The 23,370-nt window shown below is 60.6% G+C and carries 26 protein-coding genes; 12 read left to right on the forward strand and 14 right to left on the reverse strand.

The annotated features are described in order from the left end of the window. Positions 1–227: 227 nt before the first annotated feature. From J3D46_RS24695 to J3D46_RS24720, 6 genes are all read right to left on the reverse strand, one after another. Positions 228–722, reverse strand: a complete 495-nt coding sequence (locus tag J3D46_RS24695; RefSeq protein ID WP_253469892.1) for a hypothetical protein — start codon at positions 720–722, stop codon at positions 228–230. An 89-nt stretch (positions 723–811) separates the two neighbouring features. Next, a complete protein-coding gene (locus tag J3D46_RS24700; protein ID WP_253469895.1) occupies positions 812–1,042 on the reverse strand; it encodes a hypothetical protein in 231 nt (76 codons plus the stop codon). Then, on the reverse strand, positions 1,035–2,597 hold the full coding sequence (locus J3D46_RS24705) for a recombinase XerD (RefSeq protein ID WP_253469898.1): 1,563 nt from the start codon (positions 2,595–2,597) through the stop codon (positions 1,035–1,037). Before J3D46_RS24705 ends, J3D46_RS24700 begins: the two co-directional genes overlap by 8 nt. Further along, positions 2,587–2,925 carry a helix-turn-helix transcriptional regulator gene (locus J3D46_RS24710; RefSeq protein WP_253469901.1) on the reverse strand — a complete coding sequence of 113 codons (339 nt, stop codon included), beginning with the start codon at positions 2,923–2,925 and terminating at the stop codon, positions 2,587–2,589. Before J3D46_RS24710 ends, J3D46_RS24705 begins: the two co-directional genes overlap by 11 nt. Continuing rightward, a complete protein-coding gene (locus tag J3D46_RS24715; RefSeq protein WP_253469904.1) occupies positions 2,919–3,302 on the reverse strand; it encodes a tyrosine-type recombinase/integrase in 384 nt (127 codons plus the stop codon). Before J3D46_RS24715 ends, J3D46_RS24710 begins: the two co-directional genes overlap by 7 nt. 110 nt (positions 3,303–3,412) lie before the next feature. Further along, the gene (locus tag J3D46_RS24720) at positions 3,413–3,787 is read right to left on the reverse strand and encodes a hypothetical protein (protein WP_253469906.1); all 375 of its coding nucleotides are present in this window, start codon (positions 3,785–3,787) and stop codon (positions 3,413–3,415) included. 483 nt (positions 3,788–4,270) lie between these two features. On the opposite strand from J3D46_RS24720, the gene J3D46_RS24725 reads away from it, so the two are divergent. After that, positions 4,271–4,489, forward strand: a complete 219-nt coding sequence (locus J3D46_RS24725) for a hypothetical protein (RefSeq protein ID WP_253469909.1) — start codon at positions 4,271–4,273, stop codon at positions 4,487–4,489. A 47-nt stretch (positions 4,490–4,536) separates the two neighbouring features. Here J3D46_RS24725 and J3D46_RS24730 read toward each other — a convergent pair whose 3' ends face one another. The 3 genes from J3D46_RS24730 to J3D46_RS24740 form a co-directional block, all read right to left on the reverse strand. After that, positions 4,537–5,385, reverse strand: coding sequence for a CPBP family intramembrane glutamic endopeptidase (locus J3D46_RS24730; RefSeq protein ID WP_253469913.1), 849 nt, complete (start codon positions 5,383–5,385; stop codon positions 4,537–4,539). Positions 5,386–5,443: 58 nt separating this feature from the next. Continuing rightward, positions 5,444–5,782 carry a hypothetical protein gene (locus J3D46_RS24735; RefSeq protein WP_253469916.1) on the reverse strand — a complete coding sequence of 113 codons (339 nt, stop codon included), beginning with the start codon at positions 5,780–5,782 and terminating at the stop codon, positions 5,444–5,446. Between the two features lie 92 nt (positions 5,783–5,874). Further along, the gene (locus J3D46_RS24740; RefSeq protein WP_253469918.1) at positions 5,875–6,531 is read right to left on the reverse strand and encodes a TetR/AcrR family transcriptional regulator; all 657 of its coding nucleotides are present in this window, start codon (positions 6,529–6,531) and stop codon (positions 5,875–5,877) included. A 126-nt stretch (positions 6,532–6,657) separates the two neighbouring features. On the opposite strand from J3D46_RS24740, the gene J3D46_RS24745 reads away from it, so the two are divergent. Then, the gene (locus J3D46_RS24745; protein WP_253469921.1) at positions 6,658–7,620 is read left to right on the forward strand and encodes an alpha/beta hydrolase; all 963 of its coding nucleotides are present in this window, start codon (positions 6,658–6,660) and stop codon (positions 7,618–7,620) included. 335 nt (positions 7,621–7,955) lie between these two features. Here J3D46_RS24745 and J3D46_RS24750 read toward each other — a convergent pair whose 3' ends face one another. From J3D46_RS24750 to J3D46_RS24765, 4 genes are all read right to left on the reverse strand, one after another. After that, entirely contained in the window at positions 7,956–9,278 is a 1,323-nt protein-coding gene (locus J3D46_RS24750; protein WP_253469924.1) for an extracellular solute-binding protein, read from the reverse strand. A gap of 25 nt (positions 9,279–9,303) precedes the next feature. Beyond that, positions 9,304–10,218, reverse strand: coding sequence for a carbohydrate ABC transporter permease (locus tag J3D46_RS24755; protein WP_253469927.1), 915 nt, complete (start codon positions 10,216–10,218; stop codon positions 9,304–9,306). Next, positions 10,215–11,108: a carbohydrate ABC transporter permease gene (locus tag J3D46_RS24760; RefSeq protein WP_253469930.1), complete on the reverse strand. Its 894-nt coding sequence runs from the start codon at positions 11,106–11,108 to the stop codon at positions 10,215–10,217. The genes J3D46_RS24755 and J3D46_RS24760 overlap by 4 nt, the downstream gene beginning before the upstream one ends. Positions 11,109–11,199: 91 nt before the next feature. Beyond that, positions 11,200–11,994, reverse strand: coding sequence for an SDR family NAD(P)-dependent oxidoreductase (locus J3D46_RS24765; RefSeq protein WP_253469933.1), 795 nt, complete (start codon positions 11,992–11,994; stop codon positions 11,200–11,202). A 53-nt stretch (positions 11,995–12,047) separates the two neighbouring features. Here J3D46_RS24765 and J3D46_RS24770 point away from each other — a divergent pair, with 53 nt between their 5' ends. From J3D46_RS24770 to J3D46_RS24815, 10 genes are all read left to right on the forward strand, one after another. Continuing rightward, positions 12,048–12,719: a GntR family transcriptional regulator gene (locus J3D46_RS24770; RefSeq protein ID WP_253469935.1), complete on the forward strand. Its 672-nt coding sequence runs from the start codon at positions 12,048–12,050 to the stop codon at positions 12,717–12,719. Beyond that, positions 12,703–13,620, forward strand: a complete 918-nt coding sequence (locus J3D46_RS24775; protein ID WP_253469938.1) for a PfkB family carbohydrate kinase — start codon at positions 12,703–12,705, stop codon at positions 13,618–13,620. The genes J3D46_RS24770 and J3D46_RS24775 overlap by 17 nt, the downstream gene beginning before the upstream one ends. Before the next feature lie 11 nt (positions 13,621–13,631). Then, positions 13,632–14,276 carry a bifunctional 4-hydroxy-2-oxoglutarate aldolase/2-dehydro-3-deoxy-phosphogluconate aldolase gene (locus tag J3D46_RS24780; RefSeq protein WP_253469941.1) on the forward strand — a complete coding sequence of 215 codons (645 nt, stop codon included), beginning with the start codon at positions 13,632–13,634 and terminating at the stop codon, positions 14,274–14,276. A 7-nt stretch (positions 14,277–14,283) separates the two neighbouring features. Continuing rightward, the gene (locus J3D46_RS24785; RefSeq protein ID WP_253469944.1) at positions 14,284–15,366 is read left to right on the forward strand and encodes a beta-propeller fold lactonase family protein; all 1,083 of its coding nucleotides are present in this window, start codon (positions 14,284–14,286) and stop codon (positions 15,364–15,366) included. 72 nt (positions 15,367–15,438) lie between these two features. After that, positions 15,439–16,773 (forward strand): MFS transporter, encoded by a 1,335-nt coding sequence (locus tag J3D46_RS24790; protein ID WP_253469947.1) that lies wholly within the window; start codon positions 15,439–15,441, stop codon positions 16,771–16,773. Positions 16,774–16,840: 67 nt separating this feature from the next. Continuing rightward, complete coding sequence (locus J3D46_RS24795) at positions 16,841–17,599, forward strand: SDR family NAD(P)-dependent oxidoreductase (RefSeq protein WP_253469950.1); 759 nt, start codon at positions 16,841–16,843, stop codon at positions 17,597–17,599. Further along, a complete protein-coding gene (locus J3D46_RS24800; RefSeq protein WP_253469953.1) occupies positions 17,592–18,815 on the forward strand; it encodes a mandelate racemase/muconate lactonizing enzyme family protein in 1,224 nt (407 codons plus the stop codon). Before J3D46_RS24795 ends, J3D46_RS24800 begins: the two co-directional genes overlap by 8 nt. A 446-nt stretch (positions 18,816–19,261) precedes the next feature. After that, a complete protein-coding gene (locus tag J3D46_RS24805) occupies positions 19,262–19,933 on the forward strand; it encodes a GntR family transcriptional regulator (RefSeq protein WP_253469956.1) in 672 nt (223 codons plus the stop codon). A 56-nt stretch (positions 19,934–19,989) separates the two neighbouring features. Continuing rightward, positions 19,990–20,334, forward strand: a complete 345-nt coding sequence (locus J3D46_RS24810) for a PfkB family carbohydrate kinase (RefSeq protein ID WP_253469959.1) — start codon at positions 19,990–19,992, stop codon at positions 20,332–20,334. Positions 20,335–21,062: 728 nt separating this feature from the next. Next, positions 21,063–21,311 carry a hypothetical protein gene (locus tag J3D46_RS24815; protein WP_253469962.1) on the forward strand — a complete coding sequence of 83 codons (249 nt, stop codon included), beginning with the start codon at positions 21,063–21,065 and terminating at the stop codon, positions 21,309–21,311. Between the two features lie 90 nt (positions 21,312–21,401). Here the strand turns inward: J3D46_RS24815 and J3D46_RS24820 are convergent, their stop codons facing one another. After that, positions 21,402–22,895 carry a hypothetical protein gene (locus tag J3D46_RS24820; protein WP_253469964.1) on the reverse strand — a complete coding sequence of 498 codons (1,494 nt, stop codon included), beginning with the start codon at positions 22,893–22,895 and terminating at the stop codon, positions 21,402–21,404. Positions 22,896–23,370 lie beyond the last annotated feature (475 nt).

Here is a 23,370-nt window from a genome sequence, read left to right on the forward strand (position 1 = left end):
GCAAGTGTTTTGTTACTCGTTCGACCGTCCGTTTTCGGGGCCGATGTCCCGGCCTTATGGACTCCAGCCAGCCAAAGGCTCGGATATCGCGCGCCGAGAACGAACGAACGAACGTAAAGGAGGCGACACAAGCGCTAGCGGATCTGCAGCCATAAATCAACCGATTTTAGTGGCGTCCCTGCGGATTGAATGTGGGCGTATTCCTCGTTTTGAAGAGGGCCGTTCAGTTACTTCGGTGGCCATGGCCCGTCGAGGAGCTTCTTTGCTTCGTCGATGATCAGCTGACCGATTTGGTTTCGGTCAATGGTCCAAGATGGTGTCCAATCGTCCCACTCGCTCACTTGGCCGATGAGTGGTCTGAGTGATTCGGGATATCCGAGTTCGTCCCACCCCTCCCACCAGATGAGGCGACCCGCATACTCGGGCTTCAGTGCCCCGTCTACCAGCGCCTGGCAGAGCCATCTGACCAAGTTCCAGCGTTCGGGCGTCGTCTTCGCTGGCGTCGGCGGCGCGATGTTCAACTCGTTTACGACCGCGTTGAACAGATCGTGTGCCTCGCCTTCCTCCCGTCGTGAAAGACCTGCTAGAAGCGGAAGAGATGGGGAATCTACGCCATCCAATAATGCGCTGAGAGCTGTTGCAATCAACACGTCGGCGCCCACAATGTCCTCGTAAAGGGCTTCCCGGATGGCAAGCACGCGGAGATCGTTTGTATGCGTCATAGGACGAGTGTCGCAGAGTGAGCGACTACGTCGATATATGAGTGCTGTTCAGAGATACCCAACCCACACAGGCGGCGGATAGCAAACGGCTAAATCCTCAGCAGGGGCAGCGGCACGACGTTGTATTCCTTTGCCTTGCTGTTCGTTACAAAGGTGCGGCATCGGGACTGGGCTTCTTCTTCGGAATTGAACCGTAGTGCCTGGTTTTCTCTGGGCGTCCATTCGTCGCCGGGCCGGCCGGGATGCAGGTAGTAGTGGAGCTTTTGTCCCGTATCCAGGCGCACCACTATGCCCCATGCAGCGGGTTTACGCTTACCCATTCCGGTCCTTTCGCGGGTTGTCTTTCAGCTTTTCTGGAGTGTGGTTCGTTCGCCGGTTGACGTAGCGGGTCCATGCGTCGCCGGCGTTGTCGGCGTGGATGAAGGCTACTGGGTGGCTGTAGCCGAGTGCGTCGGCAACCAAAGGTGGTGGTGTGATGGTGAGGAGTTCATCGAGGGCGGTGTTTCGTCCGCCGCGGAGGTCAATGCCGAGGCTCCGTAGCCTGTCCATGATGGTGTTGGGGTGTAGGTGTTGTCCTGCACGGGTTCCTGGGAAGAGCCATGGGCTTTGGGCGTTTGATCCGGTTTTTAGATTGGGTCGGCTGGCCAGATGCTGTCGGATCAGGTCGGCAACGGGTGTTGGGACGGGCACTGGGTGGAGGCCCAGGGTGATTCGCATGTTGCCGGTGGTTTTGTTGGTCTCTATGGCGTCGGTCCGGAGTCTGGCGACTCTCACGAGCGGCTGGGCGTAGAGAAGGAGCAGGGCGCCGGCGACTCGGTAGGGCAGTGATTCACTGGTGCCGGTGAGGAGTTCCCGCAGCCAGGCCAGGCGCTGGTCTTGGGGGATTGTTGGTCGTGTTTTCGGGGTGTAGTGGCTCATTTCGGCGCGGTGGTTTGTGCCTGTGTTCTTGATGAAGATGATGAACGTGCGGATCTGCTTTCTTGTCGTGGGTCCGTCGGCGAGCCAGGCTTCGATGTCTTGCTGAGTGCACGTCGCTGCTGTTCGTTGATGAGTTTCCCAAAGCCAGAGAAGAAATTTGATGGTTTCGGTGATCTCTTGTTTGGCCGAGTGCACCGGGCCGCGGGCGTTCTTTTCCGGTGTTGTGGTGGTCCGGATGCGTCGGAGGTGGTGCCAGTTTGCGAAGTGCTCTACTGGTTTAGCGACCTGCTCGGGCAAGGGGGTGAATTTGGCTTTGATCCAGGCTTCGAACCGGGCTATGTAGGGGTCCTGGTAGGGGAGCAGTTCGTGGTGGACAAGTAAAGCACGTAGGTGGTTTGCTGCTCGTTCGGCCGTTTGGGCGTAGCTGTCGAGGCCTTCGTGGGTCAGGGGTGTTGTCCCGTTTGCGAGGGATGTCAGGAGGGCTTGGACTGTGGCGGAGCGTTTCCAGGTGATGATGCTTTCGGGGCGCTCGGCTTGGCTGAGGACCTCGATGAGTCGGGCTGTTGTTTCGGGATCAGCGGGGTTCGTGGTGAGCAGTTGGGTGAGGTCGTCGTGGAGGGCGCAGCGGGCGCAGATGCCCTTTCGGTAGAACTCGCCTTCGTGGTGGCAGCGGGTGCAGTGGAAGTCGTGGGTGATTCCGGCGCAGGGTGCGCATCGTGGTCCGCCGCTGGTTTCGGGCGGGCCCGGCAGGAGCCGGTGTTGGCCGCAGTCGGGGCAGGTGCCGTGGGTGCGTGTTGCTGTGGTGAAGCAGGGGCCGCAGATTTTCCCTTCGGGCCAGGTGGCGCGTGTTCGTCCGGCGCTGCGGCTGCAACGGGCGCAGGTGGCGGTGCCGGTGGTTCGTGGCCTGCCGCGGGTGGTGTTGCGGGCAGTCAGGCCCGTGGGTTGGTCAGTTGTCATCGTCGATGATGCGGGCCCGGCGTGGGCGGACGGTGCGGTTCAGGTCGACGACGTTGGGGTAGGTGGTGTCGGTTTTGCGGGCGCGGATGTCTGCGGCTGTGACGGTGATGAGGTCCTCGGGTCCGCAGGAGAAGATGTCGCAGATCGCTGCGATGACCTGCAGTGCGACGCGTTCGGGTTTCTGGTTGACCAGGCGATAGACCTGGGGCCGTGACAAGGTGATGCCGCGTTCGGCGAGCAGGGGGATGAGGTCGGTGGTGTTGTGCAGTCCGCGGGCTGCCATGAGCTCGGCGAGCCGCCATTTGTATTCGACTTCCCGTTTCACCATTGGCCTCGCATCTGTATGCCGAGGACGTCGTTCATGGTGCCGTCCAGGGCTGCCCGAAGGGCGGTGTTGCGGAAGTCGTCGCTGACGAATTGGTAGATCCCGGTGGTGGAGGCGTGTTCGTGGCCCATTTGATATTGCACGAATCTAGAATCCCATCCGTCCTCGAGCAGGTGCGTCGCATAGGAGCGTCGGAGCGAGTGAAGGTCCAGCCCGTCCATCGGCATCCCCAGTTCTTTTAGATAACGCCGCAGCCGGCGCAGCAGGGTCGATTCGCAGATCACTCCGCCTCGCTCACTGGGAAACAGGTCGAGTGTTTCGAGGGTTCCGCGGCCGTTGGCTAGCCAGTCTTCGATGACGCCGGAGGTCCAGTCGAACACGGTCAGGACGCTGCGGGGTTTGAAGGTGGAGCCTTTGAGGGACTTGCCGAAACGGACTTTGCAGATTCCTGTTTTCCCGAACCTTCGTGCTTGCGGGTTGGTGGAGAAATCTACCGTTTGCAGGTGCCGAAACGTTCCTCGCAGACCCGGTCCCAGCCGTAGTCGGGGTTGGATACGTATGAGCAGAACCGGCGAAGGGAGGATTGGTAGCCCCGTATGGTGGACTGCTTCAACTGGTGGATCGAGCGCAGGTCACCGAAATACTCCTCGACATGCTTCGGCGCCCAGTTCCATGGGAACTCGTTCACATGGTTCACGAACCTCTTGACGCAGGCGATGCCCTTATCGATCGTGTCGAACTGCAGGTTCCTGGTGAGCTGCTGGTTGCGCCAGCCGGTGAACATGTCCTCGAGCGTCTGTTCCTCGGGATGCAAAAGGTGAACAGCGCTTAGCTGCAGCACACGCCCGGAACCATCGACAGCCATTATTCGCCCTCAAAATCACCCGATAATCATGTCCAAAACTTGAATCAATGATTCATCAAATGCATCATAAAGGCAAAACCGCAGGTCAGAGGCGCTTCTTCGGCTGTCATCGATGCACAAAGCATCTCGCCCCGTCGCCAGCGGAATCTCCGCTGAGGCCCAACTGGCCGCCCTAAATCCGCGGAATACCAAGGCTATTCAGCCGAGCGAGGCGGATCAGGGGATGGGGCGGGTTGATTCATCTGATGAGATACGTAGATTACAGCTTGTCATAATCTCCGTTATCGGCGTTTGAAGTACGGGAGTGGAAGTAGCTGCGAGAGCTTCCGTCCCATGACGAATTCGGCGTTTGCGTAGGTCAGTCGGGCTTTGCGGGAGCTGCCTGTCCTTGGCGTCAAACGACCGTATTTCCACGCATCATGACGTTGAAGACTGAAGACTGAAGACTGAAGACTGAAGAATTGAGCAGTGGGGTCCTCGTAGATGCGAGAGATCGTGCGCGGGGCCCTTGTCGCTCTCGGCGTCGGCGATGCTCTCGGAATGCCGACGCAGTACTTTCCTCACGAACTCAGTGCGGGGCGGTACGGGGTGCTTGATGACTTCTTCCCCGGCCCAGAGGACAACGAACTCAAGGGCGCAGCCGCAATCAGTTACGAGCCCGCGGGCGCGCCGGTCACCGGCATCGACATCAGCCAGGCGTAACGCCTCCCGAGCCTGGCGGCCGGAAAACTGAAGCGTTGTCGCCGGGGTTAGCGCAACACGGGTTCGGCCAGAGGCGCGCGCTGCGATCGTCCCCGAACGAGAATCAGGGCGACTACGGCGATGATCATGTAGACGATGTTGGCGGGACCAGCCATCAGCGCGAACGGGCTCTGCGGACCCGAGGCGGCCTGGTCGATGCCACCCGTGGAAAGGAAGAGCGTGGGGTCGTAGAGAGCGTGCAGGATCACCGGCCAGATCAGGTTTCCGGTGACCCGGAGGGTCAGATACATACAAATCCCGAACCCGAACGTGAAGACAACCGTCAGCAGGACTGTGAGGATGGGCAGGCCGGAGATGGCGTTGGCGGAGTGCAGGAGTGCGAACACGAGTGAAGAGAGCACCATGACCACCCACTCGGACTTTCCGGAGTCGCGCAACATCTTGACCACGATGCCGCGGGTCAGGATTTCCTCGGCAAAGCCGATCAGCAGGCCCGTGAGCAGGGTGAGGAGCGCTACCGAGGCTTGGTAGCTGCCGTAGTTGATGCCGAGGAAGCGAAGCACGATGGCGGCGACCAGGAAGAACGGCGCTGCCCACATCCACCAGCTGCCCTTGACCGGCTGAGGTGCGAACAGCGGCTTGAACCAGCCAACGGAGTAGACGAAGGCTGCCAGGACGGCGCTCCCGATGATCAGCGGGAGCATCAGGCTGAAAAAGACGCTCTGGGGCGTTCGGAGGATGTCCTCGGCCACGATCTGATCCCCCGCGGCTGCCCCAACCAGCAGGCTTCCACCCAGGTAGAACGCCATGTAGAGGACGGTCAGAAGAACGGCCCGCCACCAACCGCCGCTGTCCCAGATTGCTTTCCAACCTGACGAATGGACGGCATGGTCCATGTGGAGCCCCCTTTTTATCGTGTGGAGACGGCGCGTCCCCTCTCAAAACCTACTGCATTCAGATCTCGGGTTGATCGCCATGCGTGCCGGTAGTAATCGGCGTGTGCCAACGCAGCGGCAGCGGCTTCGTCGATGACCACCGTGGCCCGCGAGTGCTGTTGAATGACCAGGCCCGTCGCAGCGGATGAGATCCGATGTTCACGGTGTCGCCCACCAACAGCGAGCTCATCACGGAAATTGCATGACGGGTCCGAGTTCGGTGATCAGCGGTGCGGAGGTGTTGACCTGCCGGGCCGCCTGGACTGCGCCGGAAGACATTGCTGACAGTGCCCCGGTAAGTCCGCTGATGCGCCACGGTCTGCAGCAATTGACGACGATTGATGGCAAAAGTGGACATGGAAGATCTCCAGATCGGAAGCGTAGGGGGCGATTTCAGGAGCCTGGGCCCACACGGATCTCGTCCCATAAATCACTTGCGTTGCAACGACCCTAAGTCGATTGCTCCCTTGGAGAGGAAGTGAGGCCAAGTATCGGCGCCTCGAGCGGCCTCACATCCCTGAGCCATTCCGGCAGCATCCTCCCGGCGACCGTAGCCAAATCCGTGGCTGTTTGTGTTGGCCTTTGCAACCAGTCGAGGAGGAGCGAGAGGATTCCCCCGACGAAGAAGGTTGCGGCCTCTTTTGCATCAAGTTCGGCGGGCTTGTCGTTCACCGAGTCGATGGCTTCCGTGAGGTGAGATATTAGCGTCGTGCGAAGTTCCAACAAGGCCGGGGCTTGCGTGTCTGGTATAAGTACTGCCGAGCAAAGAATCCGGTGCTGCCCGAGGTGCTCGAAGAGTTCCCCGAGACTAACTTGGGTCGATGACGACGGGGGCTGCTGGCTATGGTCAGCAGCTGGGTGGAATGCGTCGAGCAGTTCCCTGAAGGCAGCCACGCCGACGTTCTCGGCGCCCGTAAAGTGCTTGTAGAACGAGCTGCGGCTCACGCCGGCTTCGTGCACGAGTGAGGCTACTGTGGGAGCGGGTTGGCCGATGTCCAGTTGACGCTCAAAGGCGTCCAGCAGGAGCTTGCGAGTGCGAACTGACCGTGGATCCTCCGCATTTCCCTCCCGCATGAACACTGCCGGTGGTATGCCCGTAAGGCCCACGTGGGTCTCCTCTCCCCGCTATCTCGTGGCCCAATAGTACTCTTGCCCTGCCGTGTCCGTCTATCGTACAGTTGTCCACCAGAGCCCCTGGGTGACAGCTTTCGGGCCTTCAGACTACGGAGGACTATGATGTCAGTAGCTAGATTCGATCCGGAGATACTGGCGCTCTTTACCGCTGCCGCCGAAGCCGCAACCGGGTCAGCCGGATCTGCAGCGCCAGTCCGTGGGGATGCCTTAGGGCTGCGTTCCATCATTGACGCGGGGCTTTCCGTCATTCCCCGCCCGGCTGTGGAAGGAATTTCGGCCGGTACGCACATCACGAGCGCGCCGGACGGGGGCAGTCTCGAACTGCGCTGGTACTCTTCCCGGGACGAGGGACGCACCGACCGGCCAGCGGTAGTTTATTTCCACGGCGGGGGTCGAGTGGCCGGGAAAATTGACCACTACGATGGGGTCATTCGCCATTACGTGCAACAAACAAAAGTTCCCATGCTCCAGGTCGAATACCGCCTGGCCCCGGAGCATCCTGGAACCGTTGCAGCGGAAGATGGGCTGACAGCCCTCCAATGGCTCCTCAAGCACGCCGAAGACCTTGGGGTGGATCCTGAACGCGTTGCCGTCATGGGCGACAGCGGCGGAGGTGGCGTCGCGGCAGGAACTGCGATCTTGGCCCGCGACAACGGCGTCCGCTTGGCGAAGCAAATCCTCATCTACCCAATGCTTGATGACCGCAACACCATCCCGGACCCCACATTGGAAGGTCTCGTCACCTGGACCCATGAGACGAACTGGACGGGCTGGCATGCCGTTCTCGGTGACACTATTGGAAACGAGGAAGTATCACCAGTTGCCGCACCCGCGCGTTTGACCAACTTCAAGGGTCTTCCACCGGCGTACATAGAGGTTGGCGATCTTGACATCTTCAGAGACGAGTCGATTGGCTACGCGCAGGGATTGCATCGCGCCGGAATCGGCTGTGAATTGCACGTTCTTGCCGGCGTGATCCACGGTCACGACCTGATGGACTTCAGCTTGAGCGTGTCCCAGCAGAGCTTGGCAGAAAGGTGCAGAGCCATTAAGTCCTTATAGCTGGCAAAGCACGAATGGAAAGGGCACTTGTTTATGCCGGTGGTGTACTGGGATTCCACGCACGAACGGATTCTGTAGACGAACGGCCCTACGGTTACTTGGGCAGGGGCTCATGAGGACAAGAACCTACCAGTACCTGAAGGTGTCAGGATTGGATGCCGACTGAACAGAGCGTCGGTGGCCGTCTGCGCATCTGACGGCCAGCTCTTCGAGAAGGTGCCCCACAACATAACTTGGTGAGGATGCAGGATAGCCCGAGCCGCGGTGAGCGATCCGGGCTATCCCGACCCTGTGAAGGGCTTTTTAGTGGTGATGAATCTCGAAGCGTGGGGTGGCTATTTTCCCACCAAGTCCTGCATTTCCTTGGCGGCTGCATCGAGTGCGTCTTTGGGGCTTGCTTCTCCGATGAGTGCGGCTTGGATATGGCTTGCTAGTTTTGCTTCCATTTGTCCATAGTTGGTGAATTTCCACAGCGGGTTGGGGTCTGCGGTGTCTGTAACGGCTTTCTGCCATGTTGCGCTGTAGGGGTCGGCGGAGTACGTGGGATCCTGGATCGCTTTGTTGGTGGTCGGTGACGAGCCGAGGGCTTTATAGCGTTTCAGGGATGTGTCGATGTCGCTGGACATGAAGTGGGCGAAGTCGGCCGAGGTTTCGGCGGCACCCTTGTCAAAGACAACAAGCAGGCTGCCCCAGGCCAGGGACTGTGGCTTGTCGCCTTGAGCAACGACAGGACGCGCCATCGGGGTCGTTGCGTTGACCAACTCCGGATTGGTTGCTTGTTTCTTGACGGTTCCCCTCACCATGCTGGCGTCGTCAAAGAAGGCTGTCTGTTCCTGGCTGAACAAGGTCCGGGCTTCGGGGCGGCCCACGTTCAAACGGATGAGGTTCTGATCGTAGAGGCTCTTGAGCCACGTGAGTGCTTTCACGGCCCCTTCGTCGTTAACGGCGATGGTGTCGCCCTCGACGATCTTCGAGCCGAACGTCTTGAACCACGGGAAGAAGTCTTTGACCTGTTCCGGTTTCGTTGCCAAAGCGTAGGGAACGTACTTGTCGCCCAGCGCGGCTACAGATTTCAAGACTTGCTCAAATTCTTTGATGGTTGTGGGGGGCTTGTCGAAGCCAGCCTGTTTTAGCAGGGCAGTGTTCGTTACCAGCCCGATGGATCCTGTGTACCACGGCAGACCATACTGCTTGCCTTCGTACTGGCCGGTCTTCAGCGACGCGTCGGTGTAGTCACTCCCGGGGACGTACGCGCTAAGGTTCACGAGTTTGCCGCTTTGGGCCAAGGACTGGAGGTCGGCGATATCGAGTTGGGCGGCCCCGTCGATGTCTCCGGTCCGGGCGCGCAGAAGGATCTGGTTTCGGTATTCCGCAAAGGGGTAGGCGGAGAACTTGGCCTTGATGCCCTTGCCATCGGTGAATCCTGCCACTTCCTCCTCGAGGAGGGCCCGTGCGGCGTCTTCACCGTAGTTCCAGCTCGTGAAGGCGAAGTCGCTGTACTTCTTGTCCTTGCCAGGGGCAGGTGCCGCCGAACTGCTCCCGGAGGCGCCACAGCCGGTAGCCAGAAGTGTTATGGAGGTGAGAGCCGCGATGAGCGTCGCACCCTTCCGGATGCGTGTATTGTGAATCCCTTTTTTTGCCTTTGTTGATGCGAACATGTACTTCTTCCTAACTTTATGGGGGTTAGCCTTTGACCGCTCCGGCACCGAGGCCTGCGACAAAGTACTTCTGGAGGGCCATGAAGATGGCAAGTACGGGCAAGGCGGCAACCAGCGAAGCGGCCATGAGTTCGGGCCAGCGGTTGCTGAATTCGTTCAGGTAGGTGGTCACCAGTCCCGGTGGCAAGGTCCTGGTGGCGTCTCCGGAAAGGGTGAGTGCGAAGACGAAGTCATTCCAGCCACGCACGAACGCAAAGAGTCCTGCCGCGATCAAACCCGGCGCGGCCAGCGGGAAAAGGATTTTGTGAATGATGACGAACTGGTTCGCGCCGTCGATTTTCGCAGCTTCGATGAGTTCATCGGGGATGTTGTCGAAGGTTCCCTTGAGCATCCAGATGCAAAGAGGCAGCGTAAATGTGGTGAAGGCGAGAACCAGCGCGGGATAGCTGTTGAGCATACCCAGGGCGCTGAACAGCCCGTAGATGGTGATGAGCAGCAGGACGTGCGGGAACAGTTGCGAGCACAGAATCAGGAACATGAGTGACCGCCGTCCCCGGTACCGGAATTTGGAAAAGGAGTAGGCGCAGTACATGCCGATGAGCACACTGCTGATGGCGGTTATCACGGAGACCAAGATGCTGTTCAGTAGGAACCTGAGAAGGTCGCCGTTCCCGAAAATGGTTCCGAAGTGCTCGAAGGTGACGTTGACCGGCAGCAGTTGGGGCGGGAATTCGAAGACGGTTTCCGTTTTCCTCAGGCTCGTGACTATGAGCCAGTAGATGGGCAGCAGGGCGAAGAGCCCGATGAGGGTCAGGGAGATTCGACGCCCCCAGCGGATTACCGGTGATTCGCCGGTGGGGCTCCGGCGCTTCCGGATCACCGGCTTGCTGTTAGCCGTTGGTCGCGCGTTTTCGGTGCGGGGGTTGGCCAGGACGCTCATGATTTGTGCTCCGATTTCAGGTAGATGGCGACGGCCGGGAGGAGCATCAGGAGCCAGAGAGCACCAATCGCTGCGGCCATTCCCAAGTCGAATCCGTCGAAAGCCGTTTCGTAGACGGCAAGGGAGAACGTCGTGGTGGCGTTGGCCGGGCCGCCACCGGTCAGGACATAGATCGTGTCGAAGTGCTGGAAGTTCCAAATGAACTCGAGCAGTACCACGATGCTTGCCACCGGTCGTAGCCCGGGCCAGGTTATGTGCCTGAAACGCTGCCAGGCATTGGCGCCGTCGACCCGGCCGGCCTCCCCTAACTCGCCGGGGAAGGACTGCAGCGCCGCCAACAGCATGACCATCATCCATGGGAACGTGCCCCAGGTCCGGGCGACGATAACCGCCAGCATGGCGCCGGGGCCGGAATCGAGCCAACCGATGTTCGTATCAATCAGGCCAGCCGTGCGCAAGGTGCCGTTGAGCACTCCATAGTTCGCATCAAAGATCCAGAGCCAGAGGAAAGAAACGACCACCCCGGGCAACACCCATGGGAGGAGGAATACGGAGCGTACTGCCGCGCGACCCCGCATCTTCTGGTTAAGAGCGAGGGCTGCGACGAGGCCCACCAGGAACGGCGCGACGGTAGCCGGTACAGCGAAGGTCAGTGTGGTGACCGCCAAGGGCCAAAGGTCAGCGGAAATGGCATGCAGGATGTTATCCAGCCCGACAAACGTCCGCCCCTCACGGAGCAGGCTTCGTTCGAAGAAGGCATCCCCCAAGGCGCCCAGCAAGGGGTAAATCACCACCGCTGCCAGCAGCGTGATGGCCGGCAGCATCAGCAGGTAGGGAAAGAATGTCACCCCCTTGGCGCGAGTTGGCGGCCGTGTAGCGGTAAGTGTCATGACTTTCGTACCTCTCTCCGTTGAGCATTTCCATACCCGGTAACGGTATACGATATACGGAAACTGTCAAGAGGTTTTCTGTTGTAGCGGTCTAAGGCAGGAGGCCGAGTTTTATTCTCTGCTGGGGCCGCAGCAAGCTCGATGGAGTAAGCGCATCAGCCCCGCCATCGACGCGAAGTTCTGCCCCGGTGATCTGGCTCGCTTCAGAGGAGCATAAGAAAGCGATGGCGGCGGCTACATCGTGCGGGTCGTTGAGCCGCCCGACCGGGGTGCTGTCCAGCAACCCTTGTCGGTCGGTGGGGCTCAGGCGGGACTCTGTGTGAGGTGCCCTCGTCCAGCCGGGTGTGACGATATTGGAGCGGATGCCGAACTGACCGTACTCGGCAGCCACGTGCCGGGTCAGGGCGGCTACGCCGGCCTTGGCCGCAGAATAGGCCGGATAACCAGGCACGGCTCTGTCGGCATGCGGGGAGCCCAAGGTGCAGATCACCCCTCCGCCTGAGCGCATCATGGAGCGAACGGCGGCCTGGGTGCACAGGAAGACGGTGGTCAGGCAACTCCCCATCGTTGCATTCCACTCGTCGAAACCCAGGTTGTGAAGGCTTCCCCCGGTCGTGTTTCCGGCGGCGTTGACCAGTGCCTTCACCGGCCCGATTGATTCCGCCAACGCAAAGGCCTCGCGAACCGGGAGCTCGCTGGCCAGATCGCCGCTCCACGCCCTGTGCTCTCGAGAGGATTCAGGAAGTTCCGCCAATGTAGCCAGTGCGGCATCTTCATTGACGTCGAGAAGAACCAGGGTATGAGCCGAGGAGAGAGAGACAGCGGCAGCGCGACCGAGGGTGCCGCCAGCGCCGGTAATGACAGCTACAGATTCCAAATCAATCATGGGTATACGGTATACTACGAGGTGGGACAATGGTCGAGACAAAGGAGCACGTAATGGGCAGCATGTTGGGGCGGGATGCGCAGGTTGTGACCAGAACCAAGGCCGACATCGTCCGTGAGATGGTCGAGGAAGCGATCATGAGCGGGCGACTCGGTCCGGGTGAGCGCATCGTCGTCGACACTATTGTCAGCGAAACCGGTGTCAGCAAGATCCCTGTCCGCGAGGCACTCGGGCGCCTCGTGAGCTCCGGCCTTGTTGATCAGAGCCCCAACTCCGGCTACAAGGTTGCCACGGTGTCTCTGCACGAGATCCACGGAATCTATCTGCTTCGGACCGAAGTTGAGGGACTGTGCGCCCAGCTGGCGGCCACGTCGATTGGACAAGCCGCCATCTCAGATTTGCGCTCCATTAATGCCCAGATGCGTGAGCGCATCGCGGGCGGTGACACCAGGGCCCTGTCCGATTTTAATCGACGTTTTCATGTTTCCATTGCCAAGGCCACCAGCTTCGAATCCCTCGCGGATGCAAGCGAAGATCTGCTCAGCAAGGTGCATCGGTACCGCTCGGTGGCCACCCGCTCCGCCGAGCACTGGAGGGCTTCGGTGGATGAACACGATGCCATTGTCGATGCCCTCGAAGCGCATGATCCGGTTGCTGCACGGGATGTGGCCAGGAATCATGCACTAAGCCAGTTGGAGGTTGAAAAGCGTGCTGAACTCGCCTGAGATTGTGACCCTTGGCGAATGTATGGCCATGCTGGCCCCGATGGAGGGGAGGCTGGGATCCGCCACGTCACTGAGCATTAGGGCTGCCGGGGCAGAGTCAACCGTTGCCCAGTATCTTGTAGATCTCGGGCATTCCGTCTCCTGGATCAGCAGGCTGGGATCCGACCCGTTGGGTGATCTGGTCCTGGACGAAATCTCCCGGTCGGGCGTCGACACATCGACGGTGGCGCGCGACCCTGAGGCCCGGACAGGGGTGTACTTCAAGGATCCGCAACATACCAAGACTGAAGTGTATTACTACCGCTCCTCCTCCGCGGCCTCCAGGCTGGGGCGCGAGGACATTTCTTCCCTGGACCTTGAGCGGGTCAGGCTCGCCCACGTCTCAGGGATCACGCTGGCGATTTCCTCGACGGCCGCTGACGCCGCCGCTGTTCTTTTTGAGCGAGTCGCGGCCGAAGGCGGACTACGTTCATTCGACGTGAACTACCGACCGGGTTTGTGGTCAGTTGAGTCCGCCGCGCCCGCCATGCTGGAATTCGCCCGCCACTCAGATGTTGTGCTCGTCGGCCGGGACGAAGCGGAGGAATTGTGGGGCGCTCAGGACGCACACAGCATCCGCCGTCTGCTCGGAACCGGCGTCGAATTGGTCGTAAAGGACGCCGATATCGGCGCAACTGCCTACCGGCGCGGTCACGAGCAAGGAGTTTTTGTCCCTGCACCGTACGTTGATGTCGTCGAACCCGTCGGAGCCGGCGATGCTTTTGCCGCCGGGTACCTGTCCGGTGTCCTTCATGGCCTGCCTACCGACGCGAGCCTGTCCCTGGCGCACTCGGTTGCCGGTTTGGCGCTCCGGTCCGTTAACGACCACGTCGACGCCAGTTCAATCCGCGTTCTGCAATAGGAGGAATTACCTTGGATCTGTCCAACGATTACTTTTCGGCACGCTCCAGCCAGGTTCCGCTCATGGCAATCCTGCGTGGTTTCGATCTCCTCAGGACTGTGGAATTGAGTCATCGCGCCTGGGATCTGGGAATGGAACTGGTTGAAGTCCCGATTCAAAACGAAAGGGCAGTGGAGGTCCTCGCCGCCGTCGTCCGGGCGGGTCGTGAACGCGGGGCCGAGGCCGGGGCTGGAACGGTGACTTCCCTGGAGAGAGTGCGCGAGGCCCGCGATGTTGGTGCACGGTTCACCGTCGCCCCGGGATTTGACCCTGCAGTGGCGCAGGCGAGCCTAAGCGAAGGCTTGCCGCACTTGCCCGGCGTGGGCAGTGCCACAGACATCCATAATGCCCTCAAATTGGGCCTGACGTGGATGAAGGCGTTCCCGGCCGTGCAACTTGGCACCGGTTGGATCCAGGCAATGCAGGGTCCCTTCCCGGAGGCGCGTTTCGTGGCCACGGGGGGAATCACGCTGGAGAATGCCGAGGACTTCCTTGGGCAGGGTGCCGGCGTCGTCTCGCTCGGCTCAAGCTTCAACGACGAGCGGCAGTTTGAGCAACTTCCGGATCTCATCTCAAGACTCCGCCCCGGGACCGCCGCCCCATCTCGAGCTGACTGAAGTCAGCATGACCAGCCGGAAGAGCTCACGCGAAGCCCCAACGGGGGAGGACTACCGGCTGATCTGGGTTGGATCCTATACGGATCCTCCCACCAGCCTCGGCGCCGGCATCGGTGCCGTGTCCGCTGAAGCCAACGGCAGGATCCGCTGGCTCGGTACCGCCGTTCGTTCGCCTTCCCCATCGTTCCTGACAGCCCACCCCTGGTTGCCCGTCGTCTACGTCGTGGCCGAGCACCAGGGCACTGTACAGGTTTACCGCCGTGGCCAGGGAACCAGCCTGGATCCCCAGAGCGAGTCATGGCCGGCAGGACGATCGGTATGTCATATCACCATTGACCCGCAGGCCCGGTACCTCATCGCCGCATGCTGGGGCGATGGCCGTGTCATCGCCTACGCCCTGGACGACAAAGGCTCCATTCAAACCCGCCACGAAGCCCCGCGCGCCAGCGACCCGCACAAGCGGGCAGGCACCCTTGCGGCAGGACGTCAAAGCCGCGCGCACGCTTCCATCGTCTTGGACGATGGGCGGGTGATGACCACCGACCTCGGTTTTGACTTGCTCCGGGTATGGAAATACGTCCATGGCCAGGGGTTAGTTCTCGACCACGAGATAACCCTCCCTTTTGGAAGCGGTCCGCGGCATCTGGTACAGCATCCGGGCGGAACTGTTCTCGTGGTGACCGAATACTCGATCGAGGTGGCACTACTCGTCCCCACAAGCGGCGTATACACGCTCAAGGACGTTATGCCGGCCACTGCCACTCCTGCGGTCGATGGTGATTCAGCAGCTGAGATCGCTCTCGCTTTCGGTGGCCGATTCGCATACGTCGGCATCCGGGGATCAAACCGCATGGGCATCCTACGCGTCGATGAACAAGGACGGTCCGTCCGGGCCTTGGCAGAGTTCAGTACCCGCGGCAACTGGCCACGGCACCATCTGATCCTGGGATCCAGGCTGTTCATTGCCCATGAGCGATCCCACGACATCATCTCTATGAAACTGCACCCCCGGACCGGGCTACCCGGTCCGGCAGACTTCCGCGCCCACGTTGGATCGCCCACTGTCCTGATTCCAGCGCCCGTTTCTTGAGGACCTAGCAAATCACATCGAAATATCGTATACTACATACGAAAACTCTTTGACTTCTACTAGGTGGTACTCATGAGCAACGTAGCTCCAACCGTCGGCTCGTCCCCGTCGGCGGCAGCACTCAAATCCCGGCGCCGGACGATGGTCGCCAGTACCGTCGGCACGGTCCTTGAGTGGTACGACTTCAACTTGTATGGGTTGGCGTCGGCCCTCATTTTCGGGCCCCTATTCTTTGGCTCGTCATCCCTTGGCGCGACACTGGCATCGTTTGCAACCTTCGCTGTAGGGTTCGCCGCCCGCCCCATCGGCGGAATCATCCTAGGCAACCTCGGGGACCGAATCGGCCGCAAAAAGGTACTCATTCTGACGTTCATCATCATGGGTATCAGTTCCGCATTGATTGGCTGTCTGCCCACCGTTGACGCCGTCGGCATCCTGGCACCGATCCTCCTGATCGTTCTGCGCGTGGCTCAGGGCTTTGCAGTCGGTGGTGAATTTGCAGGGGCAACTCTGCTCACCATTGAGAACGCTCCGGCTGGAAAACGAGGCCTCTACGGGGCCATTCCCTCGATGGGAACCGGGGCCGGTTTTGTCCTGGCCAGCCTCACCTTTGCCGGTATCTCACTGCTGCCCAAAGAGGACTTCATAGGCTGGGGTTGGCGGCTGCCGTTCCTTTTCAGCATCGTCCTGGTAATCTTTGGGGTCATCGTCCGCAGAAAAATCGACGAGACCCCCGTCTTCCAGGAACTCGCAACGCAGGGCAAAATCAAGCGCGAACCACTGTGGGCGGTCTTCCGGAAACAGCCGGTAGCTGTCATCCGAACCATGGGCGTAACAATCTCCGGGTTCGTGTGGGGCTACCTGATCCAAGCTTTCGCGCTGTCTTATGCGACCAAGCAGCTTGGCATCGACAGCAGCGTCATGCTCTGGGCCATCGCGATAGCGTCGACCCTCGAGATTGCCAGCATTCCATTCTGGGGGTGGATGTCCGACAAGATCGGGCGCAAGCGGATGGTCATCAGCGGTCTGATCTTCACTGCGGCCTATGTCTTCCCCTTCTTCATGCTGCTGGAGACAAGAAGCACCCCGTTGATATTCCTGGCCATGATCATCGCCATTCCCATCGCGAAAGACTCTGTCTTCGGCCCCCAGGCTGCTCTCGTGGCGGAGATGTTCGATTCCCGCGTCCGCTACAGCGGTGTCAGCGCCGGCCGGGAGATCGGAGGCGCCGTCTTTGGAGGAACCGCCCCCTTCATCGGGACAGCGCTCGTAGCCGTCGCGGGCGGATTCTGGCCGGTGGCGCTGTACGTCATCGTCGCCTGCTCCCTTACCGGCTGGGCAACCCTTTCGGGCAAGGAAACCTCAACGCAAGACATCCGCTCTTCCGGGAACCACGCCGCCAACTGAACGGCCGGCGGACCCGCTGACCTCGCCGGATAGCACCGGCATAGTCTCCAGAAGAAATGGAATAACCATGCTGATTGATTTCAAACACAAGACCGCAGTTGTCACTGGCGGGGCCCGCGGGATCGGAGCCGAGATAGCCTCCCGGCTGGCTCTCTCGGGGGCGAAGGTGATCGTGGCCGATGTGGATGCAGCAGCAGCTCAAGCCCACGCTCACTCCATCCAAGCCGGCGGAGGAACAGCCCTTGGCGTGCGGACTGATGTCACCGAAGAAGACTCCGTGGCAGAGCTCATGCACCAGGCCAAGGCCGCATACGGAGCACCGGCAATCCTGATCAACAACGCCGGCATCTCACTGCCCTCACCCTCGTTGGAGGCCACGGTCGAGGCATGGAACAAAGTCCTGGCGGTAAATCTCCTGGGAGCCTTCATTTGTTCAAAAGCAGCGCTGCCGGCCATGAAGTCTGCCGGCTGGGGGCGAATCGTCAATGTGGTCTCATTCGCCGCGAAATCCTCCCCGCTGTACGCGGACAATGCAGCCTACGCCGCTTCAAAGGCCGGCCTGATGGGACTGATCCACAACCTGGCCATCGAGTTCGCGCCCTACGGCATCACTGTGACCGGCGTAGCCCCGGGAATCGTTGAAACCGATATGTTCCGCGCCGCGCACAGCCAAGTAAGACACAGGGAACTCCTGGCAAAACTCCCGATCGGAAGGTTCACCGGAGCAGACGAAGTCGCCTCCCTCATCGCCTTCCTCGCTTCAGATCATGCCTCGTCGATTACCGGCGAGATCATTAACATCAATGGAGGTCTCTACCTTGACTGACCTGACCAGCCCGCAAACACAGGGCGCACTGGCCCTGGCGTCCGATGCCGGACCACTACGCATCATCAAGATCGAAACCGTGGCGTTAGCCGCAAAATTCAGTGACCTCTACCCGAACGCGCAGCAACCTCCCGAATGGTTGCTGTACCCGGCCGCCAGTCACCGGGTTCTTCCCCGCAACGGCCAATACGCCTCCCTGGTAAAGATCCACACCGAAGACGGCAGCGTGGGAATCGGCGAGTGCTATGGGCTCCCCGCCCCCGAAGTCACAGCCACAGTTATCAAAACCATCATGGAACCTCTCCTTCTCGGTCAGGACGCCATGGCAGTAGCGGCCATCTGGCACCGCCTGTTCCAGGGACAGGCAGCGGGTGGACGCACTCGTGGCTTCTATTTGGAGGCCTTGGCCGGAATCGACCTTGCCCTCTGGGATCTGCGCGGGAAAATTCTCAACCAACCGGTCCACCGCTTGCTGGGCGGTCCCATTCGGGACGAAATAAATTGCTACGCGAGCCCGGTCGCCCTGCACGAAAACCCTGAGGATTCTGTCAGTCATGCCATCCAGTACCTGGAAGAAGGATTCAAAGCCATCAAGGTCAAGATCGGCCGCGGTGCCCGGACGGACCGTTTGCACCTTTCCGCTGTCAAGGAAGCCGTTGGTGAAGATATAACCGTCCTCACCGACGCGAACTGCGCCTACGATCTGGACGAAGCAACCAAGGTTGGCGCAGTCCTGCGCGACCTGGATATCGATTGGTTCGAAGAGCCCCTCGCAGTGGACGACCTGGCGAACCTGGCAGAGTTGAGACGCCGGACCGGCCTGACCATGGTGAACGGGGAGACCCAGTTCACCAGCTACGATCTCCGCGATTCCTTGGTTCTCGGTGCCATTGATGTGTTCATGCCCAACGTGGCCCGCTGTGGCGGCATCACCGAAGCCATGAGGATCGCTGCCCTTGCAGCGGCCTTCCACGTCGACATCGCCCCCCACGGCGTTGGCTCCGGGGTCAGTGTCTGCGCCGCACTCCAACTCATGGCTGCCACACCGAATCTGCGAACCTACGAATACAACCGCCTGCCGAACCCACTCAGGGAGTCCCTGCTTAATGACTTCCCGGAATTCACCAACGGCTCCCTCAAGGTCCCCACCTTGCCCGGGCTGGGCTTCACGATCAATGAATCAGTTGTCGACCGTTTTACCGTCAGCACTCACTAGCACCTCAGTCTTTCTCCGCATCGACCGACACTGAAACTGCAACTGCAATGGTGGCTGGCCTGACTGGTCAGCGCGGATAGCACAGCCCAAACGCGTTGTTCAACAAACAGGAGGGAAGTTTCAATGAAGTACGTAAGAAATGCGGTGACACGCATTGATGGCGCTGGTGCTGCTATAGGTCGTTCAGAGCGGGGCGTCCACGGCTGCTGCCTAACCTAAGCGTCCAACTGTCTCCTCGCCTCAGTGGAACGGAGTTCTTTATCATCGACGCGCGTATTGGGACGCTGGAAAGAAGGGTCGCTCAGAGCCCCAGGTTCATTGCCGCGTGGAGTCCTCCTCCTCTGTTGCGTACGCTCCGCAAAGCTTTCTCAAAGAGGTTGAGTTCGGGCTGATCGTAACGCGATATACGAAATGCGAAAGATGTCAAAGGGTGCGATACTGATCGCATGAGCACCCTAGGAGGTCGGCCCCTGGTGGTCGACACGAAGGCCACGCAGATCAGGCACCGCCTCGCCGAGGCGATCATCAATGGCGAGTTCCGCCCCGGTGACCGCATCGTTCTCGACGAGATCGCCCGCGAACTCGGTGTCAGCAAGATTCCGTTGCGCGAGGCCCTCTCGAGCCTCGAAGGTGCCGGCCTCGTCGTCACGACTCCGCACGCCGGTCCGCGAGTCGCGCCGCTGCCGAGGCGAGAGCTCCGCGGGGTCTATCACCTACGAGAAGAGGTCGAGTCCCTCGCGATGCGTCTGGCCATTCCGCGGATGGACGCGGCCCGCATCGCGACCCTACGCGAACTGAACGAACAGATGCGCCGCGGCATCGGACACGCGGACGAGGCGGAGATGAGTGCGCTGAACTCGGAGTTCCATCTCGAGATCGCGCGCGCCACCACGTTCACGAGCATCGCCGACGTCGTCGGCGAACTGCTCACGAAAGTCCGTCGTTACCGTGCCGTAATCGCGGATTTCGCGTCGGACTGGGAGCACGCGATCGCCGAACACGACGAGATCCTGGCGGCCCTGGAAGCGGGCGATGCCGACAGTGCGATCGGGGCGGCACGTCGTCACGTCCGTGCCCGAGGCGAGACCGACGCTCCGGCCGACGCCGAAAACACCTGACGTGTGGTTGACCTGATCGCCATCGTGGAAACCCCTGATCTCGCTGACGCCCGCCGATGATCCGATCGCAACAGCCCGGGAGTACCGCGCCGCCTCGGCCGGTGTCGAGTCCAACGTCACTGTGTGTCGCCTCTCTGGGGCGTTCCAGGACATGGGTATCACGGTTGGGTGGGGATTCCGTTGGTGAGCGCGTGCTGACTGAAATCATGTCCCGCGGAGTGGATATGTCTCTGGTCGTCATGGATGACGACACTCCGACCGGCTTGATGCTCAAGGATCCGAGCGCCATAGGCTCGACCGTCCAGTACAACCGTGTCGGATCTGCGGCGTCCCTGATGACCCCGCACTTCGTACCGCGCGAGGCGCTGTCCGCTGCGAGATTGTGCACGTCACGGGAGTGACGCCCGCGCTGTCGCCGCAGTGCAGGGCGATCGTGGATGCCCTGTCGCGGACGCCCAAGCGGTGGGGACGCACGTCTCATTCAACGTCAACTTCCCGCCCGTGGTTCTGGAAGCTAGGCGATGCTGATGCCGGGCTACTCGACTTCGCGCGTCGCTCCGACATCCGTTTCGTCGGACGCCACGAGGCTGAGGCACCCGGGGTGACGCCACACCGGAGGACATCCGCGAACGCCTCCCTGAGCCCACGCTGCTGGTCGTCTAGGTCGTCGGGGCCGGCGGCACCATAGACGATTGTTCCTTGCCGTACACCTTGACGGACTACCGCGGGCTACGTGCCTGCGCCTCGGCCACTCTCGGGCGGCCAGTGTGCTCGTCTGCATCGACGATCTGCCACCTCTGAAGGAACGACTTCATGACCGACCTCGATTTCACCACCGCTTTCCAGGGGCCCCGGTGATAGCCATCTTGCGCGGTTACGGACCGGAATGCACCCTTGAACTGGCTCAGATCGTCTGGTTGGCCCGCATCACCTGCATCGAGGTGCCCTTGCAGACCTCTGTCGACGCGGATTCGCTCGCCACGCTCGGCGAACAACCTTCGCTTACCTGTAACCTCGCCGGCGCGGGAACCGTGCTCGACGGCGCAAGGAGCAGAACTCGCCCGTTCGCTCGGCCAGAGTTTCACCGTGAGTCCCAGACTCGACGACTAGGTCGTGATCGCATCCCGGGATGCTGCATCTCCCCGGCGTGGCCACCTGCACCGAGATGCAGCGGGCGCGGCGGCTCGGCCTGCAGTGGCAGAAGTGGTTTCCTGCGCAGGAGCGCGGCGCCTCGAGGATTCGGGCAACGCACGGTCCCTTTCCCGACGTCCGATTCGTCGGAACGGGAGGCGTCCAGGCGTCCAACGCCCCGACTTCCTGGCGGCCTGCGCCCGCGCCGTCGCTGCCTGCTTGGCTCTGGAAGACCCACGGCAACTGACGGACCTTGCCGCTCGCGCCACGCGAAAGTTATCGCGTGATGAGTGGATGCCGGCTGCCCCGGTCGGCGGGCCGGCATCCGAGTCATCGATCAGGCGTCTGCGACCCAGAACTGCAGCGCCCCACTGGGCACGGTTGTCGAGAACGACGGACCATTTTTGGCGCCGAGCTGCACAACTCCGATGCCTGATGCATCGGGAACGGTCGCGGTGTACTGGTACCCGCGGAAGATCACGGGGTTCTGCGTGTCAACGTTGAAGGTGAACGGTGTCGTCCCACGATTCGTTACTGCGAAAACCGCTTTACCGGTCGGTGTCTTCCACGCCATGATGCGCTGGTCATACAGTCGCTGCGGTTCCGTGACGATATGGCGCCGCGAGTTCTTGGGCAGGAACTTCACGAACCCTGACACACCATTCCAGTTCACCGGATTGAACTGCCAGTGCCCGACCGGCAGATCGGGAAAATGGTTTGCGCTGAAGTCCGTGTCGTGTGGGGGCCGCCAGAAGCCGAGCCCGTAACCGTAAGACTCGCTGTTCGTCGTCGGCTTCAACGCATGCAGCCAGTACCAAGTCGGTGACTTCACGAACGTGAACCAGTTCATGATTGACTGCGCAGTGTTGAGCATGTTCGGCGTCTGTCCGGTGAGGTACTCGAACTCGTTGGTGAAGACGGGTTTACCCAACGACGCCGACTGGTTGAAGTCGTTGTCCATCTGGTAGTTGCTGTTGAGTCCGATGCGGTGATAGCTCCACGCATCAACGTGTGCTGTCGCCGCCGGATCGGACTTGATTCGCACTCCACCGGCCGAGTTCCAGCCGTCCATGCTGTCGACGCTGATCAGAATGCCCGGATCGATGCCATGAATGAGCGGGGCGACCCTCTTGAAAAGTTGGTAGTACTGCTCGCCGCTGTACTTGCACTGACTGTACTGAGAGTTGTTGTAGATCGGCTCGTTCTGCATGCCCCACTGTGCGACCGGGATGCCGTTCGCGATGAGGTAGCGCACGTCCTGTGCCATCGCCGCGGCCATTTCATCGAGAAACGCTGGCTCGGTCGACTTGATCGTGCCTCCGATATAGCTGTTCGTCGTCTTCCACGCCGGCGCAGGCGACCAGTACTCCGCTGAGACGCCTTCCATCTTTGCATCACGGATGAGCGCCGCCAGTCCCGCCGCCTGACCGGGAAACCTCTCGATAACATGCTTGCTCTCGGAATCGAGACCCCGGAAGTAGAGTCCCAGGGCCAGGCGCAAATATCGGAAACCGCCGTCGACCCGCCCCGCCATCAGCATCTGGCTGACGAAACGGTCTCGCTCCGACGGTGTGAGATCGAAAGGAACAGACGACGTGCTTGCAGGTAGCCCGTTGTTCGCGCTCCCGATCGAATCCGATTGAATCTCGACCCCCAGGCCCTCGATCAGCTGATCGGGCGCCTCCTCGAAGCGCAAGACGTACACGCCGTCCTGCGCCAACGCCGAAGCCTTCGTCCCGACACTCCATTGGATCCCAATCCCCGCAAGGGTCGCGGCTGTACCTGCCATAATCTGCCGGCGCGTGAGACCGGTGGAACCTGCTCTGGACACTGTGCCCTCCTTCTCCTCGTTGAGATATCAGTTAACGATATACGAAGTACGAAATTCGTCAAGAGTGTGAATTCAGTCATCCGACGTAGGGCAGGCTATGGCCAGGGTCGAGCACATCGACCGCAAAATCTCCCGTCGCCTCGAGCGGTAATTCCCGGAAGATCGCGCGAGTGCTCAAGATCAGCGGTCGAGACCATCACTGAAATGTCGTCGAGGCCGCCTGATTGAACTCGACACGGCGGCGTAATGGCGCGGACTTCAGAGCGCAGTTCGCCGGAACCGGGAGGCGTTTCAGCGGTTCCTATTCAGCGGATTCTGCAACAGGGTCACTTCAGCTTTACCTAAGATCCGCTATTGGCGCCCGAGTAGGACGAGTAGAAGTAGAAGAGATAACTCGTCCGACCTGTCTTGGAGCGTTTTCCCACGTCAGAGACTCGTCCGCGAACGACGCCGTTGAATGATGATCGGCACGGCG

It is taken from the genome of Paenarthrobacter sp. A20, from assembly GCF_024168825.1.
Lineage (GTDB): Bacteria > Actinomycetota > Actinomycetes > Actinomycetales > Micrococcaceae > Arthrobacter.

Excerpts from the sequence above, each read along its gene's own strand:
- J3D46_RS24755 (WP_253469927.1), bottom strand. The coding sequence starts at position 10,218 with ATGAGCGTCCTGGCCAACCCCCGCACCGAAAACGCGCGACCAACGGCT.
- J3D46_RS24805 (WP_253469956.1), top strand. The coding sequence starts at position 19,262 with ATGAGCACCCTAGGAGGTCGGCCCCTGGTGGTCGACACGAAGGCCACG.
- J3D46_RS24700 (WP_253469895.1), bottom strand. The coding sequence starts at position 1,042 with ATGGGTAAGCGTAAACCCGCTGCATGGGGCATAGTGGTGCGCCTGGAT.
- J3D46_RS24795 (WP_253469950.1), top strand. The coding sequence starts at position 16,841 with ATGCTGATTGATTTCAAACACAAGACCGCAGTTGTCACTGGCGGGGCC.
- J3D46_RS24705 (WP_253469898.1), bottom strand. The coding sequence starts at position 2,597 with ATGACAACTGACCAACCCACGGGCCTGACTGCCCGCAACACCACCCGC.
- J3D46_RS24790 (WP_253469947.1), top strand. The coding sequence starts at position 15,439 with ATGAGCAACGTAGCTCCAACCGTCGGCTCGTCCCCGTCGGCGGCAGCA.
- J3D46_RS24745 (WP_253469921.1), top strand. The coding sequence starts at position 6,658 with ATGATGTCAGTAGCTAGATTCGATCCGGAGATACTGGCGCTCTTTACC.
- J3D46_RS24770 (WP_253469935.1), top strand. The coding sequence starts at position 12,048 with ATGGGCAGCATGTTGGGGCGGGATGCGCAGGTTGTGACCAGAACCAAG.
- J3D46_RS24730 (WP_253469913.1), bottom strand. The coding sequence starts at position 5,385 with ATGGACCATGCCGTCCATTCGTCAGGTTGGAAAGCAATCTGGGACAGC.
- J3D46_RS24750 (WP_253469924.1), bottom strand. The coding sequence starts at position 9,278 with ATGTTCGCATCAACAAAGGCAAAAAAAGGGATTCACAATACACGCATC.
- J3D46_RS24815 (WP_253469962.1), top strand. The coding sequence starts at position 21,063 with ATGCTGCATCTCCCCGGCGTGGCCACCTGCACCGAGATGCAGCGGGCG.
- J3D46_RS24720 (WP_253469906.1), bottom strand. The coding sequence starts at position 3,787 with ATGGCTGTCGATGGTTCCGGGCGTGTGCTGCAGCTAAGCGCTGTTCAC.
- J3D46_RS24695 (WP_253469892.1), bottom strand. The coding sequence starts at position 722 with ATGACGCATACAAACGATCTCCGCGTGCTTGCCATCCGGGAAGCCCTT.
- J3D46_RS24710 (WP_253469901.1), bottom strand. The coding sequence starts at position 2,925 with ATGGTGAAACGGGAAGTCGAATACAAATGGCGGCTCGCCGAGCTCATG.
- J3D46_RS24760 (WP_253469930.1), bottom strand. The coding sequence starts at position 11,108 with ATGACACTTACCGCTACACGGCCGCCAACTCGCGCCAAGGGGGTGACA.
- J3D46_RS24735 (WP_253469916.1), bottom strand. The coding sequence starts at position 5,782 with ATGTCCACTTTTGCCATCAATCGTCGTCAATTGCTGCAGACCGTGGCG.
- J3D46_RS24810 (WP_253469959.1), top strand. The coding sequence starts at position 19,990 with ATGATCCGATCGCAACAGCCCGGGAGTACCGCGCCGCCTCGGCCGGTG.
- J3D46_RS24765 (WP_253469933.1), bottom strand. The coding sequence starts at position 11,994 with ATGATTGATTTGGAATCTGTAGCTGTCATTACCGGCGCTGGCGGCACC.
- J3D46_RS24725 (WP_253469909.1), top strand. The coding sequence starts at position 4,271 with ATGCGAGAGATCGTGCGCGGGGCCCTTGTCGCTCTCGGCGTCGGCGAT.
- J3D46_RS24785 (WP_253469944.1), top strand. The coding sequence starts at position 14,284 with ATGACCAGCCGGAAGAGCTCACGCGAAGCCCCAACGGGGGAGGACTAC.